Genomic DNA, 17,237 nt, shown 5'->3' with positions numbered 1-17,237 from the left:
GCAATCACCCTGACAATACCCCTTTCATAACGCGGGCCGACTCACGCAGATGCTGCGTATAAAACAGATATTTCTGAAACGCATTTCTGCTCTGCGCCGTGGAAACTTCTTCTTTATGTAGCACTTGTATTTCCGGCGTATATAACATCTCATACCCTTTCCCGTTACAGAGATAAGACAGAATCTCTTCTTCCATATACATAAAAGTATCCGGGCAGAAAGCGCGTTCCTCCCGCATGACAAAAGCGGGCGAGAATACGAGGAAACTTCCGTGCAGGACAACGCCGCTCTGGCGGCTCTCTCTCTGCGCCTGCAGATCACTGCGCTCCCTGCACACCCGCCGCCTGTCCCAGTCTTCGAGCCAGTGGATTTTATTCTCAATTCTGAACGCCTGTTTTATTTTCAGATACCAGAGAATGATCGTCCGATTGCGGATAATCCTGTTGATGTCAGCAATGGTGAACGGTTTCTTTCTGTGAGGATTTCTCCGCTCCCCGTCAGCGGTAACGATGTCGGGCCCCAACACATGAAAGGGAGATTCCCTGTAAATCTGTCTTACTATTTGCTCAAAATTTCCCTGTAAGATCTCCACATCATTATTCATAACTACAATGAACTCTCCGGCAAGCTCCCGCCTGGCAAAGTCGTATCCGAAATTATTCCCCCGGGCAAATCCCTCATTTACATGATTAAGAAGTATATGTACATCCTGCGTGCCCCCATACCGCTCCACGAGTCTTTTTCCGCTTCCGTCGGGCGACGCGTTATCGACCACCACAATTTGACTGTTGTTTTTCTCTATTCCGTTTTTTTCTATCCTGTTTTCTTTTTTGCTCTTTTCCACAGACAGTCCCTGGACGCTGTCGATGGCTTTCACTGTCTCTTCATACGCGCCATAATGCAGAATTACATATACGAACCGTTCTGTCATGCACAAGTCTCCTTTGCCCTTTTTATGACCTGCATATCCCTCGCCTGCTTAAACACGATCTTATAAATAAGAATAAACAGCCCCGGCCATGCCGCGATCAGTATTGCACAGCATTTTAAATACAGCGGCACCTGACCATCCGCAATATATTTTTTCAGTCCGCTTCGCACATTCCATTGTATTTTCCGAATCATGCGGCTGTCATATTGTTCTGACATTATCATCGATACGATAATCGCCATTTCCTGCAGGAGCAGATAAGCGAACGCTCCCTGTTCCAGATCCGGGTATTTGCAGCTGATCGCGTGATAGACATCAATATAATTTTCCAATATCCGTTCACTGTCCTCCGTATATCCCCGGTGAGTCACACTGTCCCCGTTTTGAACATAATAATATAGGATATCCGGGACAACGACGACCCGCTCCGCCCTCATCAGCACGCTTACAAGAAATGTATAATCCTCGCCGATCCTCACATCAGACGGAAAGCTGACGCCCTCCAGTACAGCTCTTTTAAACAGCGCATCCCAGACCGAGGGAGTAATCGTACGGCTGTAGTTCATTTCATTCAATGCCTGCCGCAAATCATAGACAACCACCTCCGACAGGTCACTGCTGTATGACACCTTATCTCCTGCATAAATGGCGGCATACCTGCACTTCGCCAGATCGGCCCCCGAGCGTTCCATTGCCGTCGCAAGCGTACGGATCATCTCTCTGTCAATATAATCATCCCCGTCCACAAACAGCACATATTCGCCCGTCGCTTTCTGCAGACCATAATTTCTGGCCTGCGCCGCGCCCCTGTTGGATATGGAATAATAAAAAACTCTCGGGTCCGTAATCGCCTTGCATATCTCTTCGGTGCGGTCAGTGGACCCGTCATTGATCAGAAGCAGCTCTATCCTGTCATAAGTCTGACAGAGGATACTCCGGATACATCTTCCAATCCGCAGTTCTTCGTTGTACATCGGAACGATCACACTTACCAGCTTTTCCATTTTCATTTCCTGTTCTTCTTTCATGCTTTCACATAACGATTACTGCTCCGGCACATACTAACTACATGGAATCAGTATCTCATAGCTCCGTTTTTTCGCGTATTTGCTCTTTTCGCTACCCAAAAGTTCTCTTTAAGCTCCATTATAATTCTCTTTAAGCTAATTTTCAACATATTTTTTACATTTATGCTATTAACAGAAGGAGTTATCAAAATGAGCATGGAAAAAGGTATTTTGGGAAATGCAATCCGCAAAGCGAGAATGGACCATCAGATGTCACAGGAAGAACTGGCAGAACGGGTGGGTATCACCCCGACACATCTCAAACATATCGAAAGTGAACATCGCAAACCTTCCCTGCCGGTTTTGTTTGATCTCGTCGAAATACTGCATATCTCTCTTGACAGTCTGCTGATGCCGGAAATGGACAGACAGCAGGAACTATTTCGGAATGCGACGCTGCTGCTCGGGAAATGCGACATCAAACAATTAAAGATCGTCATTGCCTTAATGGAAGCATTGCTGGAAAATGGGTAAAGAAAAAGTTTCTTTTTCGCGCGGCAAAAAAGGGAAGCCTGTCTGCTTCCCTTTTCCTGCTTTTTATGATCAAATATATCTCTTATGAAAATGCCACTCCTGCCCGCAAGATCACATTCGGATATGGTGAAAACTCTCCTGTGCGGATGGCAAACTTGCACTGCTTTGAAAACACTTTCAGATCATCGTGCGGCATCATCTCATAGCTGATTCCCGGCATCGCACTCTGCATGTAGCGGAAGATTTCTCCATTGGCATCTTTGATCTCCTCCGCCAGATAATAATGTTCTACCGTGCTCTCCGCCAGTACCGCATCAAGCACTTGAAGAAAGGTCGGTACCCCTTTGCACAACGCCAGATCGATCAGTTCTACGCCCGGAGGAATGGGCATCCCGGCATCCCCGATCATAAACAGGTCTTTGTGCCCCAAAAGTGCGATTCTCTTGATCAGCTCTCCATGGATCATTCCTGTCTTTTTCATTCTTCTTATACTCCTTCCACCAGTCCCTTTAAACGGATGTCCTTTGAGGAAGCGCCGATCATGATCTCCCTGCCGCCCTCAAACGAACGATATTCCCTGGTCTCCACATCAAAATACTGCGCATACGCTTCCTCTACCATAAAGGTGACTTTCTTCTTCTCTCCTGCTTTTACCGGTGTTCGCTTAAAATCAACCAGCGTTTTGGGCACTGTCTGAACCCCTTCCGGTATCTGCCGCGGTCTTCCCAGATACACCTGCGCCACTTCCTCGCCGTCACGAGTTCCCGTATTCTCGATCATACAGCTCACTCTCCAGCCGTTTTCCCAGCGCTCGATCTGCAGATCCGAATAGACAAATTCCGTATAGCTAAGCCCGAATCCGAACGGATACAACGGCTCTTTTCCCGTCTCGTCAAACCAGCGATAACCATTTAACAGTCCTTCCGTGAAATCTGCCGTATTGGGATGGACGGCGTCCTTTTCACTGATTCTGCCCGGCGCCGCATAGCGCTCCGGATGCTCCGGATCTCTGGCGGCCAGATCTTCCAGTTTTTTCGGGAAAGTAACTGGCAGTCTGCCTGCCGGATTTACCGCTCCGGTGAGCACGTCACAGGCGGCAAGCGCCCCCTCCTGTCCCGAAAACCACAGTTCCAGAATGCCTTTTACCTGATCTCTCCATGGCATCTCCACCGGATCGCCGGTATTTAATATAGCGACCGTATTCTGATTGTTCTCCGCAACCCGTCTGATCAGTGTGTCCTGTCCTGCCTCCAGCCGCATCGTCTCGTTGACGCTCTGGTGATAGGCAAAGACAAGGGCAACATCGGCCTCCGCAGCCGCCTTTTCCGCTTCCTTCAGCGATGCCTCCGCCATTGAGGGCGTCGTCCATGCCAGACGCACTTCCAGTGGCTCCAGGTAAACGCAAGTATGATTGAAATAGATCTCATACTTTTCACCGGCTTCCAGATACGTATATCCGCCGGCATTGTTCCAGCCGTCTTTACATGGCAGCACTTCCGAGAACGGATCGGCAATCCCGTTGGCAGAAATCCGTGTGCCGATCCCAATCCGCACCATATGATCCGCATCGGAAGACTTTCTGATATACAGGTTGCCTGATGTGGCAATCGACAGATCACCGTTTTCCACATGATTCTTTTCGAACGCATCTACGTCCGGGAATCTGCTCTGGAGACTCAGCCTGTATATGCCGCTCTCCCTGGGGCAGAGCCACCCATGCCACATATAATATTCCTTCGGTGTCTCTTTGAAAAATCCTCTCCGCTGCTCCCGTGCCAGAGCGGGAAGCGCAGTCTGTCCACAGTGGTTGACCTCACGGTCCAGTTCATAGTTATCACTGAGCGGGAAGCTCTCCAGATCACCGTTGCTGAGCGTTTCATACGTAAATCTTTCGACATAACGTTTCAGCCCGTTCTCTCTTGCATCCTTCTCCGGATACAGACATGCAGACGGAATTACTTCTCCATCCAGGTCGATACCGGCCGCATAGGAGACGGTATCTCCGTACGTTTCTCTTAAAATATTGTATACACTGTTCTTTCTGTCCGGGAACCCATACGGTGATTCCTTAAACGTTGCCATTACCTGACCGGCGCCGCCCGGACCGATCACCGCCACTTTTTTCCCCGCAGGATCGACAGGCAGAATACCTCCTTCGTTTTTCAGCAGTACGGCGCCCTTTCCCGCCACTTCGCGGCAGACAATGCTGCTCTGCTTTTTTGTCTCCTCATCGATATTACCCGGGATTCTCTGCTGCTCATCCAACATGCCGAAACGATCCAGCGTATCCAGATAATAGTAGACTGCCCTGTCCAGATCTTCTTCTGTCATCGGCTGATTCTCATCTTCAATGGCTGCCAGCAGTTTCTTCCCATAGCAGGACTGCTCGCTTCCTTCATTATAATAATCATCGCCCGGCATCTCCAGTGTTACTCCATGCCGGATCGCATTCGGATCATACAGACAATACCAGTCGTCAAAGACAAATCCCTGGAACCCCCACCGTTTGCGCGCGCATTCCTCTACCATCCAGGCGTCGTCATAAGTCCACGTTCCATTCACCTGATTGTAGTTTGTCATCGCACTGGCAACGCCTGCTTTTAATACGATCTCATACGGCCGTATGTAAAGCTCGTTCTTTGTCTGTTCGTCGATCAGACAGTTCCCGGCTCCCTGCGCCGTCCCATTGCTGGACCCGTACATCTGCTTCAGATTGGCAAGCGCCTGATGTTTATCCTGGATGCCAAGCGCCTCCTGTGCGCCAAGCTCTCCGTTTAAGATCGGGTCCTCGCCATACGTCTGATAGTTGCCTCCGTTGCTTACTCCCTGGAGCGACACCGGGTCCCTGGCAATATTCACCCGCGGCGTGAGCAGGAGATGAATGCCCGCCGCCTTCGCCTCTCTGCCAAGCGCCTGCCCATAGCGGAATGCCGACTCCCTGTCAAAAGTAGAAGCCAGACAGACCTTCGAGGGAAACGCCGTCGTCCGGAAACTGATATTCACTCCGCTCTCTCCGTCTGCGATAAAGACATCGGGAATGCCCAGTCGCTCATTCCCTCTCACAAACCCGGCCTGATTTGCCCGGTATGGATCCCAGAGCTGTCCATGGACACAGAGCAGCTTTTCCTCTATGTCCATTTTGGCTATTATCTCCAGCACCCTTTTGTTGTTCCATCTATCCATATGTTATCATCGTTCCTTTCCAAACAGTATCCACAATTTATTTCCGGTTACCGTTTAAGCCGCTCCCCGACTTGCCTTCTTCCGCTTCAGATCAAAATAAGCATACAGGCTCATTGCCACAAGTGTCACCACATAAGGGATCATCAGAACAAGCTGCGAAGGCAGATTGATCGTCTGCAATGTATTTGCCACTGCGTCCGCAATCCCGAATAATATGGATGCCCCCATGGCAAGCACTGGATGCTGTCCGCTCATAGCTGCCGCCGCAATGCCAATCCATCCGCGCCCTGCCGTAATATCTTTGACAAACCAGGACACATAACCCATAGACATATAAGCGCCGCCCATCCCCGACAGAACGCCTGCGATAACGAGAGCAATCGTCTTTGTCTTATATACATTGATGCCGACGGACTGCGCGGCGCCCGGATTCTCGCCAACGGCTCTGATCCGAAGTCCCGTCGTCGTCTTAAAGAGCAGATACCATATGACAAATACCGCCACAAAGGACAGATAGGTAAGCAGATTATGGCCCGACAGAATCTCGCCCAGAACAGGAATATTTCCAATGACCGGAATCTCTATCGTCGGCATGACCTTACTGCTCAGAGATGTGGAAATGCCCCGCACCCCGGTCAGCGCAAACAGGAAGAACACCGTTCCGCCGCTTCCAATCAGATTGATGGCAGTTCCTGCCAATATATCATTCACTACCAGCTTAAAGATGATATAGGACAACAGCCATCCTATCAGAGCCCCTGCTGCCACAGCCGCCAGGAATCCGATCCAGGCGCTCCCCGTCCAGGCGGAGACTACCACGCCCGTAAATCCGGAGATCAGCATCGTCCCTTCCATTGTAATGTTTCCGATGCCTGCCCGCTCTGAAATGACAGAGCTCAAAGCCGCAAACAAGATAGGAGTCGTCAGCCGCAGGACCGAAAAAACAAAGGAAACACTAAAGATTAAATCCAATATATTATCCAACGTTACACCCTCCCTTTCATGCTTCGCATTCTTCCAGCTTTTTGCTGAGCTCATATGTCTTCTTCTGTCTGTATCCTGCAAGGAACTGTTCTGCCAGCAGGAAGATCAGAATCACGGCCTGAATGACAGATACGAAGTCCGTCTGCATATCCGTCTTCATGGACATCAGATCGGCGCCTTTGCGCAGATATGCCAGAAATAGCGCTGCCAGAGGAATGTATTTCGGATTTTTACCTGCCAGTATCGTCAGCGTTACCCCATCCCAGCCATGGTTTGTAAGCGATGTCCAGGAGAATCTGTTATAAGTACCCAGCACCTCCATTGCTCCCGCACCGCCCGCCAGAGCGCCGCCCAGTATCTGAGAGAATACGATGACAAATCCGATATTCACACCCGCATACCTTGCGAAGTTTCCGTTCTGTCCCGTCAGTCTGATTTCAAACCCCCAGCGGGTATGGAAGAGAAAATAATAGACCACTATCGTCAAAAATACAGCGACAAAAAGTCCTGCATGGATGTTACTCCTTCGAATGAGTTCTCCCAGTTTCGCGCTGTCTGGCAGCTTCTCCGATACAACGCTGCCCGCATCGGGATCTCTGTAAAAGTAGCTGATAATGAACATACCCAGCTGCAGACAGGCATAATTCAGCAAAAGAGAGGCCACCATTTCCGATGCACCCAGCTTATATCTCATCAGTGCAGGAATCATGCCGATCAGTCCGCTGACCACCGCCGCTACGAGTATACAGACGATGGGATGAATGACCGGAGGCAGATTCAGCGACAATGCTGTTGCCGTGGCTATCACGCCCCCGAAGAAGAAGGCGCCCTCCGCAAACAGGTTAAACTGATTCGCATTAAACATAATACAGACTGCCAGTCCTGTAATCACAAGCGGTATCCACATTGTGACCAGACTGTAAAAATTATTCAGATTCAGCAGCGGTCCTATTGTCAGATATTTTATGGAAAGCAGAGGATCGTCGCTGACAAATACAATAATGATAATAGAAAGCAGAATACCTACGCCGATCGCCAATGTGGTCCTCAGAACGGAAAACCTCTTATTCAGCGCCTCCTGCGTCATGTGCCCGCTGCCTTTTGTTTTCTCCTTTTTATTTTCCGTGCCCATTAAATTTCCTTTCTATCTCTTCCGAATCCTGTTTTTTGACACCCAGCATATACAGGCCGAGTTCTTCTTCCGTCAGTTCGCCGGCATCTTCGAAATAACCGGCTATTTTACCATTACAAAAGACTGCCAGACTGTCGGAAAGCCCCAGTACCTCATTCAGATCGGCAGAGTTGATCAGTACTGCCTTCCCCTCATCCCTTAGCTGTATCAGTCTTTTTCTGATAAATTCCGCCGCACCAATGTCAATGCCCCGTGTGGGCTGATCCACCAGTATGAGCTGCGGATCACAGGAAAATTCCCTTGCCACAACTACCTTCTGTATATTTCCACCGGACAGCATACCGATTTCCTGTCGCTGATTGCTGCACTTTACAAGATATTCCGATATAAGTCCGTCTGCATTCGCCGTGATCTTATCCTGCTTAAATAACAGTTTCCCCGTATAGTCCTCATCCCGGTGTCTTCCGGCCAGTATATTTTCCCGAATGCTCATATTCTTCGCCGTCCCGGTAATCATACGGTCTTCCGGAATATGGGAAATACCCGCATTTCTAATTTCTCTGATAGACTGTCCGGTGATGTCTTTTCCGTCCATCTCAATTTTTCCGTCCAGTATTTCCGCCATCCCGGCAATGGCCTCCAGCAGGTCATGCTGACCGTTCCCCTCTACGCCTGCCAGTCCGAGAATCTCTCCCCTTCTCACATTCAGGCTCACACCGTCGAGCGTCTTCTTTCCGATGGCATTTTTGCTCACGAGACCCTTTACGGAGAGAACCGTTTCTCCCGGATGTGCTTTTTCTTTCTCGATCACTTCCACTACGTCCCGGCCTACCATCATCCGGGAAATGTCCGCTTCCGTCACCTCCGACACGTTGCTTGTCCCGATCATCCTGCCGCTGCGCATGATCGTTACCTTATCGCAAAGCGCTTTCACTTCATATAATTTATGAGAAATAAACAGAATCGTATGGCCTTCCTTTTTCAGATTTTTCAGTTGCCGGAAAAGCTCCTCTGTCTCCTGCGGCGTCAACACGGTAGTCGGCTCATCCAATATGAGAATTTCCGCTCCCTTAAGCAGCGCCTTTATGATCTCTACCCGCTGTTTCAGCCCGACCGAAATGTTTTCCACCTTCTCCTGTGCCGGAACAGGCAGATTATATTTCTTGGCAATCTCCTCCGTCACACGAATGGCTTCTTCCTTATGGAATCTCAGTCCCTTTTTCGGTTCTACGCCAAGCACCACATTTTCCGCTACGGTTAGGGACGGAACAAGCATGAAGTGCTGATGCACCATACCGATTCCTTTTTCGATGGCTTTTGACGAAGATGTCAGCTCCACTTTTTCCCCTTTGACATAAATGCTTCCTTCGCTGGGTTGTTCCATCCCATAAAGCATTTTCATCAACGTGGATTTTCCTGCGCCGTTCTCGCCGCAGATGGCGTGAATTTCTCCTTTTTCCGCAGTAAAGTTAATATCCTTATTCGCCATGACTCCATTGCCATATACCTTTACCACATGCTCTACTCTCAGTATTTCACTCATCTGTTTTCCATGCCTTTCTCATAAGGCTGCCGTCTGTACAGACCTTTATCTGTCAGAGTGGCAGCCCCATTATCATTCACAGCCTCCGTATACTATCAGTCAACAAACTGTTCCTTGAATGCATTGAGCTCATCCGTGCTCATTCCGTAAGCGGAAGATACTGTGATCTTTCCGTCAATAATGTCCTGTTTTGCCTGCTCGATTGCCTTTGCGGCCTCGTCGCTCACATAACTTTTGTAAATATCATTGTCAATAATGCCAACACAATCTTTGTCCAGACCAACACGCTCACAAGTACCATAAGGTACGTTTCCTTCTTTATAAAGTTCATAAGCATGAACAAGAGAAATATCCACACGTTTCAGAGAACTTGTCATAATGGTCTGCGCTTTTTCCGGATCACTTTCCGCAAAGAGCAAAGACTGATCCGTGTCGGAACCGATGGCAATCTTGCCTGCTTCCTTGGCTGCCTCAAAGATACCTACGCCCGCATTGGATGCCAGATGACATACAACATCCGCGCCTGCATTGTACTGTACCAGTGCCAGCTCTTTTCCCTTTGCAGAGTCGTCCCAGTTGCCCGTATAAGAAACGATCGCCTTAATATCGGGATTTACATAGGCTGCACCTTCCAGATAGCCTACCAGGGTGTCGTTTACAACTGTCGAATCCTCACCGCCGATAAAACCGATCACACCATTTTCCGATACATAAGCGGCTGCCATACCTGCCAGGAAAGCGCCTTCGTTCGCATTGTATGAAATGCTGTATACATTATCAATTCCCTCAATCGGCTCATCAAAGAACCAGAACTCTTTCTCCGGATAATCCTCCGCCGCCTGCTCAATGTACTCCATCATTGTCCAGGAACCTGCTACAATAATATCCCAGTCCTCGCTCAATGTGTCCGCGATGATCGCATCATATTTAGCCTGATCTGTCGTCATCTCTATAATCTTTGTCTCCACCTCATCCGGATACTTTTCCTGAATGGCATTGATACCTGCTGCCGAGCAGTCATACCATGCAAGATCTCCCAAATATCCGTTTAACAGCAGAACAATCTTCGTCTTTTCCCCTTCCGCTGCTGCCTGCTGCTCTTCTCCACCCGTTTCACTGCCGCACGCCGTAGTGAAAAGCATTACCCCCAGTATCATCACACTGATCAGCCTGTACCACTTCTTTTTCATAACCAAAACCTCTCCTTTCTGTCGGCAACCCTGCCCGTTCCTTTGTGTAATGCTTTGCCGGCCATTTTGTGTTTACATCTATTAAAACGTTTTAATGTCCGGTAAAATTAAAAATGACTTGCAATTTATTGTTATTTACAGTCATTTCTTGTAACCATACTATCATATTGCACTATTGATGTCAATTATTTTTTTCTTTCCTAGTCACTTTTAACATATCAATCAACATATGAATTGACGATGTTTCCAAATTATTGTACAATTTATTATATCGTTTTAATTTTGGAAAGGATCTTTTATGCGTACAACAATCAAAGATGTAGCAAAGGCAGCCGGTGTATCTCCGTCAACTGTCTCATTTATCTTAAATAACAAACCATTTCCGATCTCACAGGGAACAAAAGAAAAAGTGCTCCGCGCAGTAAAAGAATTAAACTATTATCCCAACCAGCTGGCGGTCAGCCTTGTCACCCGCACCACCAATATGGTCGGTCTTATTCTCCCAGACTCCTCCAACCCTTTCTTTGCCACGCTGGCCAATCATATTGAGACAAGACTCCGGCAGGAAGGCGTCAATGTCATCATCGGAAATACAAACGGTAACCCTGAGATTACCCGGCAATACATTCATATTTTCTGTGACAGACGAGTCGACGGAATCATTCTCACACAGATGGACTTTGAGGATAAAGAGCAGACCGCTATGTGTCAGCGTCTTCTGGAGAATATTGACATCCCTGTCGTCTATGCAGACCGTATTACCAGAAAGCCCCATCATTTTTCCGTAGAAGTAGATCAGAAACAGATTGGCTACATTGCCTGCAGGCACCTTCTGGAACTCGGACATACGAGGATCGGCTGTGCCGCCGGTTCTATCAGCCTTAATATCAACGCCGCCCGATACGAAGGTTACAAGGAAGCACTGGCGGAATATCAAATCCCTGTGGAAGAAAGCCTTCTCTACTGTGATTCTCTGTCAATCGAATGCGGCACCAAAGCGCTCCCATGTCTGCTTGGGCAGAACGTCACCGCCATTTTTGCCTTTAATGATATGGTCGCCTACGGTATTTATAAAGAATGCCGCAATTACAATCTCCGTATCCCGCAGGATCTTTCCGTCATCGGCGTGGATGACATCTCCATGTCTGACATCATCCAGCCGCCGCTGACGACTGTCGCCCAGCCGGTAGCCCTGATTGCGGAACACGCCGTAAAAGGAATGCTCAGCTCTATCAAAGGCCCACAGGAATCAAAAGAATGCGTGACTCTCCAGCCAATGTTGAGAGTGCGGGCCAGCACGGCGCCTCTGACATAACAGACACAGGAAGACTCTGCCTGAATTATTGACTTCTCTTCCATCTTCTTCTATAATTTATCCAAAGTTTGGCACTTAGACAACGGACCAAGATTGAGGAGGCATATAATGGACAGACAAAACCTGACCCTGATGACCGATCTCTATGAATTGACGATGATGCAGGGATATTTTCGGCACAAAGATCAAAATGAGACCGTGATTTTTGACGTATTTTACCGTACCAACCCGTTGGACAGCGGATACGCTGTCTGCGCAGGCCTGGAACAGGTCATAAACTACATCAAGAACCTGCATTTTTCCAAACAGGATATTGATTATCTCTCCAGTCTCGGCATATTCGACAGAGACTTTCTGGAATATCTGGAAACCTTTCACTTCAGCGGTGATGTGTATGCCATCGCGGAAGGCACTGTTATCTTTCCCAGGGAACCACTGATCAAAGTCATCGCGCCCATTATGGAGGCTCAGCTTGTAGAAACAGCAATCCTTACCATATTGAACCATCAATGTCTGATCGCCACTAAAGCGTCCCGTGTCTGCTATGCGGCCAGAGGCGACGGTATTATGGAGTTCGGACTCCGGCGGGCACAGGGTCCCGACGCCGGTATCTATGGCGCAAGAGCGGCTGTTATCGGCGGCTGTACCGGGACAAGCAATGTCCTCGCCGGACAGTTGTTTGATATTCCGGTCAAAGGCACGCATGCCCATAGCTGGATCATGAGTTTTCCCGATGAATATACCGCGTTCAAAACGTATGCGGAGATGTACCCTTCCGCCTGCATCCTCCTCGTCGATACGTACGACACATTAAAATCCGGGGTGCCCAACGCGATCCGTGTTTTTCAGGAAATGCGCGATCGCGGTATCACCCTCTCCTATTATGGAATTCGTCTCGACAGCGGAGATCTTGCTTATCTCTCTAAAAAAGCGAGAAAAATGCTCGACGAAGCAGGTTTCCCTGACGCTGTAATCTCCGCCTCCAACGATCTGGATGAATTTCTTATTGACAGCCTGAAAGTACAGGGAGCCGCCATCACTTCCTGGGGAGTCGGCACCAATCTTATCACTTCCAAAGACTGCCCTTCTTTCGGCGGTGTGTACAAGCTGGCGGCAGTGATGAAGGAGGATGGCACCTTTATTCCTAAGATAAAATTGTCTGAAAATACGGAAAAAGTAACCAATCCCGGCAATAAGACCGTTTACCGTGTCTATGAGAAAGACAGCGGCAAGATCAAGGCTGATCTCATCTGCCTTGTGGACGAGACTTATTCCGAAGAAGATTCTCTGCTCCTCTTTGACCCTCATGAACCATGGAAAAAGACAAAGCTGGCGCCCGGGACTTATACACTGCGCGAGATTATGACCCCTGTATTCCTCAAAGGAACCTGCGTCTACGATACCCCTAAGACAATGAAAATCCGTGAGTATTGTCAGCAGGAACTGAATACGCTCTGGGATGAGACAAGACGGCTTGTCAATCCGCATAAAGTATACGTGGATCTCTCCCGGAATCTGTATGATATGAAGATCGAACTGCTGGCTAAAATGAGCCAGTAACAGGGAAGAAACAGAGAGATGTCCGTGGAATCTTTTGTCTGCGACAGATCACAACAAAAATCCGGCTGGATTCTCCGGCCGGATTTAAGTATGTCAATTTTTGTTTTTCTACGCCTGCATCTGTCTGCCGAGAAACGCCGCCGCAGACAGAATCAGTTTCTTCTCCACTTCACCCATTTTGCTCTTGTTGTCATCATCGATCAGGATTACCGCCCCAATCACATCGCCCTCGCAGATAATAACGCCGATCGCCTCATGCACATATTCTCCGTCGTTTTCATCAAAAATCTGCACAAAGCTGCGCTCACCTCTTGAAGACAATACCGATTCCCGCTTGTCCAGCTTTTCTTCCAGCTCCTTGCTGATTGATTTTCCGATTGCATTTTTATATCCGCCCGAGGCTGCAATGAACTGATCTCTGTCGGCAATGATCGCCGTATGTCCTGATACCTGTGCCAGGCTTTCCGCGTATTGTTTTGCGAATGTATTCATTTCACCGATCGGGGAATACTTTTTGAGAATGATCTCTCCTTCTCTGTCGGTAAATATTTCCAGGGGATCGCTCTCCCTGATGCGAAGCGTCCTTCTGATTTCTTTCGGTATTACAATGCGGCCCAGATCATCTATTCTACGAACAATTCCCGTTGCTTTCATATTCCTTTTCCTCCATTGTCTGTCTCTTTCTTTCACATGATTTCGTGATACTATTATTTGTAAATGGAGGTTTTTTATACCTGTCGTGTTTTTGGAAAAGTTCCTCGAAAAGACCAGGAGATTTTGAAAAAGATCCCTCTATCAGATCGTTTCCTTAAAACAATGGCTGTAAAAAGCATTTTCAGAACCGCAGCTCCCGGATTGCCTCCAATGTCTCTCCATAAGGCTTATCTTTCCCAAAGAGCAGTGTCGTGCCAAGCACAAAACCTTTGACGCCTTTTGGTGCGTATTTTTTTATCATCTCCGCGCTGCATGCGCCATCCCAGTAAATTTCAAAATCCATGTCTTCCTTTATGGAAAGCAGTCTCGTGATCTTCTTACCCACATAGGGCAGATACATCTGTCCGGCGTTTCCCGGATTGACGGACATCACCAACACCTTTTTCACAATGCGCAGCATTTCCATTACCGTCTCCACGCTCGTGCCCGGATTGACCGCTATGCCCGGTATCATGCCAGCGTTGATGATATATTGAAGCGTTGTCGAAGGATGATATTCCGCTTCCGGGTGGATATAGACCGTGTCGCCCGGTCTCAGATTTCTCAAAAACAGACCAATATGATTATTCGGATGCTCGATCATCAGGTGAACATCAATCGGGCTTTTTGCCGCTTTGGCTATATAGGTCATGTCATTGAGCGACATGGCAAAATTAGGAACATAGCGTCCGTCCATAATATCAATATGAAAGGAATCGATTCCGCCTTCCTCTAACGCCTTTACTTCTTTTTCCAGATTTCCAATATCGGCACTCATCATGGATGCCATCAGATCAAACTGCATATGTCACTATCTCCTCTTATCTTTCCTCAATCCTGTTTATCTGCCCTCAGTGTCCCTTTGTCCACCGCTGGTATTGTTCTATTATACACAAAGTTGTCACATCTGTTAAGACAAATTTCCGCAGTCCAGGATATACACACGAAAGAATCCCCCTTTCATCAGATGTTTTATCTGACAGAAGGGGGGAGCGTGTTTTAAAAAAGATTTTGGTTGACCACAATCCTTATATCTTACTTCCGTTCATCAGTCTGATCTCCATCTGCAGCCATTCTGTCTCTGACAGTTTCATCACATTTTTGACACGCTGGCTTACGATGACAGGATCATACGGCTTCGTGACCACATCTACGGCGCCATACTCCAATGCTCTGATTTCATTTTTCCGTTCTTCACTCGACGTGACAACAATGATCGGAATATGTGAAAAGATGGAATTACTCTGCAACTCCTGTATCAGCTCAAAACCGTCCATCTCCGGCATGAAAATGTCAGTGATGACCATACTGATCTTACTCACGGATTCATACAGAATTTTCAGAGCTTCTTTCCCGTTGGCCGCTTCAAAATACCGATAAGAATTTCCCAGCGCATCCTGTAAAGATCTTCGGAACATTTTCACGTCATCTACCAACAAGACACCCTTTTTGTATTTATTCGTCTCACTGACCGGAGGAAGCTCCTTCAGCATCAGCTCTTCGTATTCTTCCATGGTCAGCGGTTTTGCAAAATAATAGCCCTGTATTCTGTCGCATCCGACATTCTTTAAAAACTCAAGCTGTTCTCTCGTCTCGACGCCTTCCGCCACTGTACTGATATTCAGTAGCTTGGCCATACGAACGATACTGATCAGAATATTGCCTGCCCTTGGAGAAGAAGATAACTCCTCCATAAACTGCATATCAATTTTCAATGTATCAATCGGCATCTCTTTCAACATATTAAGCGAAGAATAGCCGCTGCCAAAGTCATCCATTAAAAGCTCAAAGCCCCGCTGCCTGAGCCCTGTGACAAGGGTGATGATCTCCTGTGGTTTTTCCGTATAGGCACTCTCGGTGATTTCCAGTCGCAGCTTATCCTTCGGCAGTTCATATTTATCCAGAAGCTGCTCAATGGCCTTGCCTACGCCAGGATCATACAGATCAATCCGGGACACATTGACAGACACCGGGCATACATGTTCCACTTTCTTCTGCATTCTCGCCAGCATACTGCACACTTCTTCCCACACATACAGATCGAGCTGGCGGATAAATCCGTTTTTCTCAAACAGCGGAATAAAAACGTCCGGGCGGATAATCCCCAGCTCCGGATGCTTCCAGCGCACAAGTGCTTCTGCACTGATCGGCTGTTCCGTAGCCGCATCATAAATGGGCTGAAGCATGACAAAAAACTGCCTTTCATGCAGCGCCTGTTCCATATCCGCAATGATACGCTGTTCATCCCGGCAGCGTTTGGCAGTTGCCGCGCTGTAATAGGCATAATTCTGGCCGAGATTTTCTTTAATATCTGTCAGCGAAAATCTCGCACGGTCACACATGATGGATACAGGAATATCCGTATTATCGACTTTATAAATCCCACATTCCAGACTGAAATGATATTTTTTACGAAGCTTTTCCGTTCTGTCCTGTACGTACTCATAAAAATGAATTTCCTCAGTGCCTCTGACACTGGGAATACAGCAGACAAACTGATCGGCAATCACTCTTCCGCAGATGCCTTTTTGCTTCACGCCTTCTTGTAAAATGCGGGAGAATTCCAGGAGAATCGCCTCTCCCTTCTCACTTCCGTAAAAGTCATTGACAAGTGTAAATCCTTTAATGTTAAAGTACAATATCACATACGGAATATCACTGTTTTGCAGCAGAATGTGTTTCGTCTGATTGTTAAAGGTAACTGCCGAATACAACTTTGTCAGAGGGTCCTTATCATACAGACTCCGCTCAATGACACTGCTGATCCTGTGATACAGAACCTCTCTGTTGTACGGCTTCAAAACAAAATCTTCCACGCCGAGTTGCAAAGCCTGCTCTGTGACCCCGTCATTGCCAGACTGCGTGCCGACTACAACCGGTATATGGGCATACTTCCCATCTCTCTTCACATGGTTCAAGAAATCCAATCCGGTAGTTTCTGTCGGTATGATATTGAGATAAATGACTTCAATGTTTTTCCTCTCATCCAATATCTGCTGCGCCTGCGCACCATTCGACACTTCTAAAATTTCACATTCTTTTTCTTTTTTCCAAATTTCTCTGACTACGTTGCCGTCCTCCGGATCAGACGAAACGACCAAAATTGCCCTTAGTTTATCCATACGCACCTTTTCAATACAACCGCCCTCTTAAATGATTCGTTAC

The 17,237-nt window shown here is 47.8% G+C and carries 14 protein-coding genes; 3 read left to right on the top strand and 11 right to left on the bottom strand.

What is annotated here, in order from left to right; all coding sequences use genetic code 11:
- Positions 1-4 precede the first annotated feature (4 nt).
- Positions 5-931, bottom strand: a complete 927-nt coding sequence (locus tag V1224_00770; GenBank protein ID WWR16021.1) for a glycosyltransferase — start codon at positions 929-931, stop codon at positions 5-7.
- On the bottom strand, positions 928-1,959 hold the full coding sequence (locus V1224_00765) for a glycosyltransferase family 2 protein (protein WWR16020.1): 1,032 nt from the start codon (positions 1,957-1,959) through the stop codon (positions 928-930). Before V1224_00765 ends, V1224_00770 begins: the two co-directional genes overlap by 4 nt.
- A 189-nt stretch (positions 1,960-2,148) precedes the next feature.
- Between V1224_00765 and V1224_00760 the strand changes: the two genes are divergently transcribed.
- A complete protein-coding gene (locus tag V1224_00760; GenBank protein ID WWR16019.1) occupies positions 2,149-2,472 on the top strand; it encodes a helix-turn-helix transcriptional regulator in 324 nt (107 codons plus the stop codon).
- Positions 2,473-2,554: 82 nt separating this feature from the next.
- On the opposite strand, the gene rbsD is transcribed toward V1224_00760, so the two are convergent.
- From rbsD to V1224_00730, 6 genes are all read right to left on the bottom strand, one after another.
- Positions 2,555-2,953, bottom strand: coding sequence for a D-ribose pyranase (rbsD, locus tag V1224_00755; protein ID WWR16018.1), 399 nt, complete (start codon positions 2,951-2,953; stop codon positions 2,555-2,557).
- Between the two features lie 5 nt (positions 2,954-2,958).
- Positions 2,959-5,610 (bottom strand): glycoside hydrolase family 3 C-terminal domain-containing protein, encoded by a 2,652-nt coding sequence (locus V1224_00750; GenBank protein ID WWR16017.1) that lies wholly within the window; start codon positions 5,608-5,610, stop codon positions 2,959-2,961.
- A 99-nt stretch (positions 5,611-5,709) separates the two neighbouring features.
- The gene (locus V1224_00745) at positions 5,710-6,639 is read right to left on the bottom strand and encodes an ABC transporter permease (GenBank protein WWR16016.1); all 930 of its coding nucleotides are present in this window, start codon (positions 6,637-6,639) and stop codon (positions 5,710-5,712) included.
- 16 nt (positions 6,640-6,655) lie between these two features.
- Entirely contained in the window at positions 6,656-7,771 is a 1,116-nt protein-coding gene (locus V1224_00740) for an ABC transporter permease (GenBank protein WWR16015.1), read from the bottom strand.
- Positions 7,755-9,314: an ABC transporter ATP-binding protein gene (locus V1224_00735; GenBank protein WWR16014.1), complete on the bottom strand. Its 1,560-nt coding sequence runs from the start codon at positions 9,312-9,314 to the stop codon at positions 7,755-7,757. Before V1224_00735 ends, V1224_00740 begins: the two co-directional genes overlap by 17 nt.
- A 95-nt stretch (positions 9,315-9,409) precedes the next feature.
- Positions 9,410-10,504 (bottom strand): BMP family ABC transporter substrate-binding protein, encoded by a 1,095-nt coding sequence (locus tag V1224_00730; protein ID WWR16013.1) that lies wholly within the window; start codon positions 10,502-10,504, stop codon positions 9,410-9,412.
- A gap of 298 nt (positions 10,505-10,802) precedes the next feature.
- On the opposite strand from V1224_00730, the gene V1224_00725 reads away from it, so the two are divergent.
- Positions 10,803-11,819 (top strand): LacI family DNA-binding transcriptional regulator, encoded by a 1,017-nt coding sequence (locus V1224_00725; GenBank protein ID WWR16012.1) that lies wholly within the window; start codon positions 10,803-10,805, stop codon positions 11,817-11,819.
- 108 nt (positions 11,820-11,927) lie between these two features.
- A complete protein-coding gene (locus V1224_00720; protein WWR16011.1) occupies positions 11,928-13,379 on the top strand; it encodes a nicotinate phosphoribosyltransferase in 1,452 nt (483 codons plus the stop codon).
- Positions 13,380-13,487: 108 nt separating this feature from the next.
- Here the strand turns inward: V1224_00720 and spoVT are convergent, their stop codons facing one another.
- The 3 genes from spoVT to V1224_00705 form a co-directional block, all read right to left on the bottom strand.
- A complete protein-coding gene (spoVT, locus tag V1224_00715) occupies positions 13,488-14,033 on the bottom strand; it encodes a stage V sporulation protein T (protein ID WWR16010.1) in 546 nt (181 codons plus the stop codon).
- A 181-nt stretch (positions 14,034-14,214) separates the two neighbouring features.
- Positions 14,215-14,877, bottom strand: a complete 663-nt coding sequence (locus V1224_00710) for a ribulose-phosphate 3-epimerase (protein WWR16009.1) — start codon at positions 14,875-14,877, stop codon at positions 14,215-14,217.
- Between the two features lie 223 nt (positions 14,878-15,100).
- Complete coding sequence (locus V1224_00705) at positions 15,101-17,194, bottom strand: EAL domain-containing protein (protein ID WWR16008.1); 2,094 nt, start codon at positions 17,192-17,194, stop codon at positions 15,101-15,103.
- Positions 17,195-17,237: the final 43 nt, after the last annotated feature.

The sequence above is a fragment of the Lachnospiraceae bacterium JLR.KK008 genome (assembly GCA_037015955.1).
Taxonomy (GTDB): Bacteria; Bacillota; Clostridia; order Lachnospirales; family Lachnospiraceae; genus VSOB01.
The sequence above is the reverse complement of the archived record's forward strand: the minus strand, read 5'-3'. Positions and strand labels throughout refer to the sequence as shown.

Bases quoted from the DNA above. Each gene is read 5' to 3' on its own strand.
- V1224_00765 (WWR16020.1), bottom strand. From the start codon at position 1,959: ATGAAAGAAGAACAGGAAATGAAAATGGAAAAGCTGGTAAGTGTGATC.
- V1224_00725 (WWR16012.1), top strand. From the start codon at position 10,803: ATGCGTACAACAATCAAAGATGTAGCAAAGGCAGCCGGTGTATCTCCG.
- V1224_00770 (WWR16021.1), bottom strand. From the start codon at position 931: ATGACAGAACGGTTCGTATATGTAATTCTGCATTATGGCGCGTATGAA.
- V1224_00705 (WWR16008.1), bottom strand. From the start codon at position 17,194: ATGGATAAACTAAGGGCAATTTTGGTCGTTTCGTCTGATCCGGAGGAC.
- V1224_00760 (WWR16019.1), top strand. From the start codon at position 2,149: ATGAGCATGGAAAAAGGTATTTTGGGAAATGCAATCCGCAAAGCGAGA.
- rbsD (WWR16018.1), bottom strand. From the start codon at position 2,953: ATGAAAAAGACAGGAATGATCCATGGAGAGCTGATCAAGAGAATCGCA.
- V1224_00730 (WWR16013.1), bottom strand. From the start codon at position 10,504: ATGAAAAAGAAGTGGTACAGGCTGATCAGTGTGATGATACTGGGGGTA.
- V1224_00740 (WWR16015.1), bottom strand. From the start codon at position 7,771: ATGGGCACGGAAAATAAAAAGGAGAAAACAAAAGGCAGCGGGCACATG.
- V1224_00735 (WWR16014.1), bottom strand. From the start codon at position 9,314: ATGAGTGAAATACTGAGAGTAGAGCATGTGGTAAAGGTATATGGCAAT.
- V1224_00710 (WWR16009.1), bottom strand. From the start codon at position 14,877: ATGCAGTTTGATCTGATGGCATCCATGATGAGTGCCGATATTGGAAAT.
- V1224_00750 (WWR16017.1), bottom strand. From the start codon at position 5,610: ATGGACATAGAGGAAAAGCTGCTCTGTGTCCATGGACAGCTCTGGGAT.
- V1224_00720 (WWR16011.1), top strand. From the start codon at position 11,928: ATGGACAGACAAAACCTGACCCTGATGACCGATCTCTATGAATTGACG.
- spoVT (WWR16010.1), bottom strand. From the start codon at position 14,033: ATGAAAGCAACGGGAATTGTTCGTAGAATAGATGATCTGGGCCGCATT.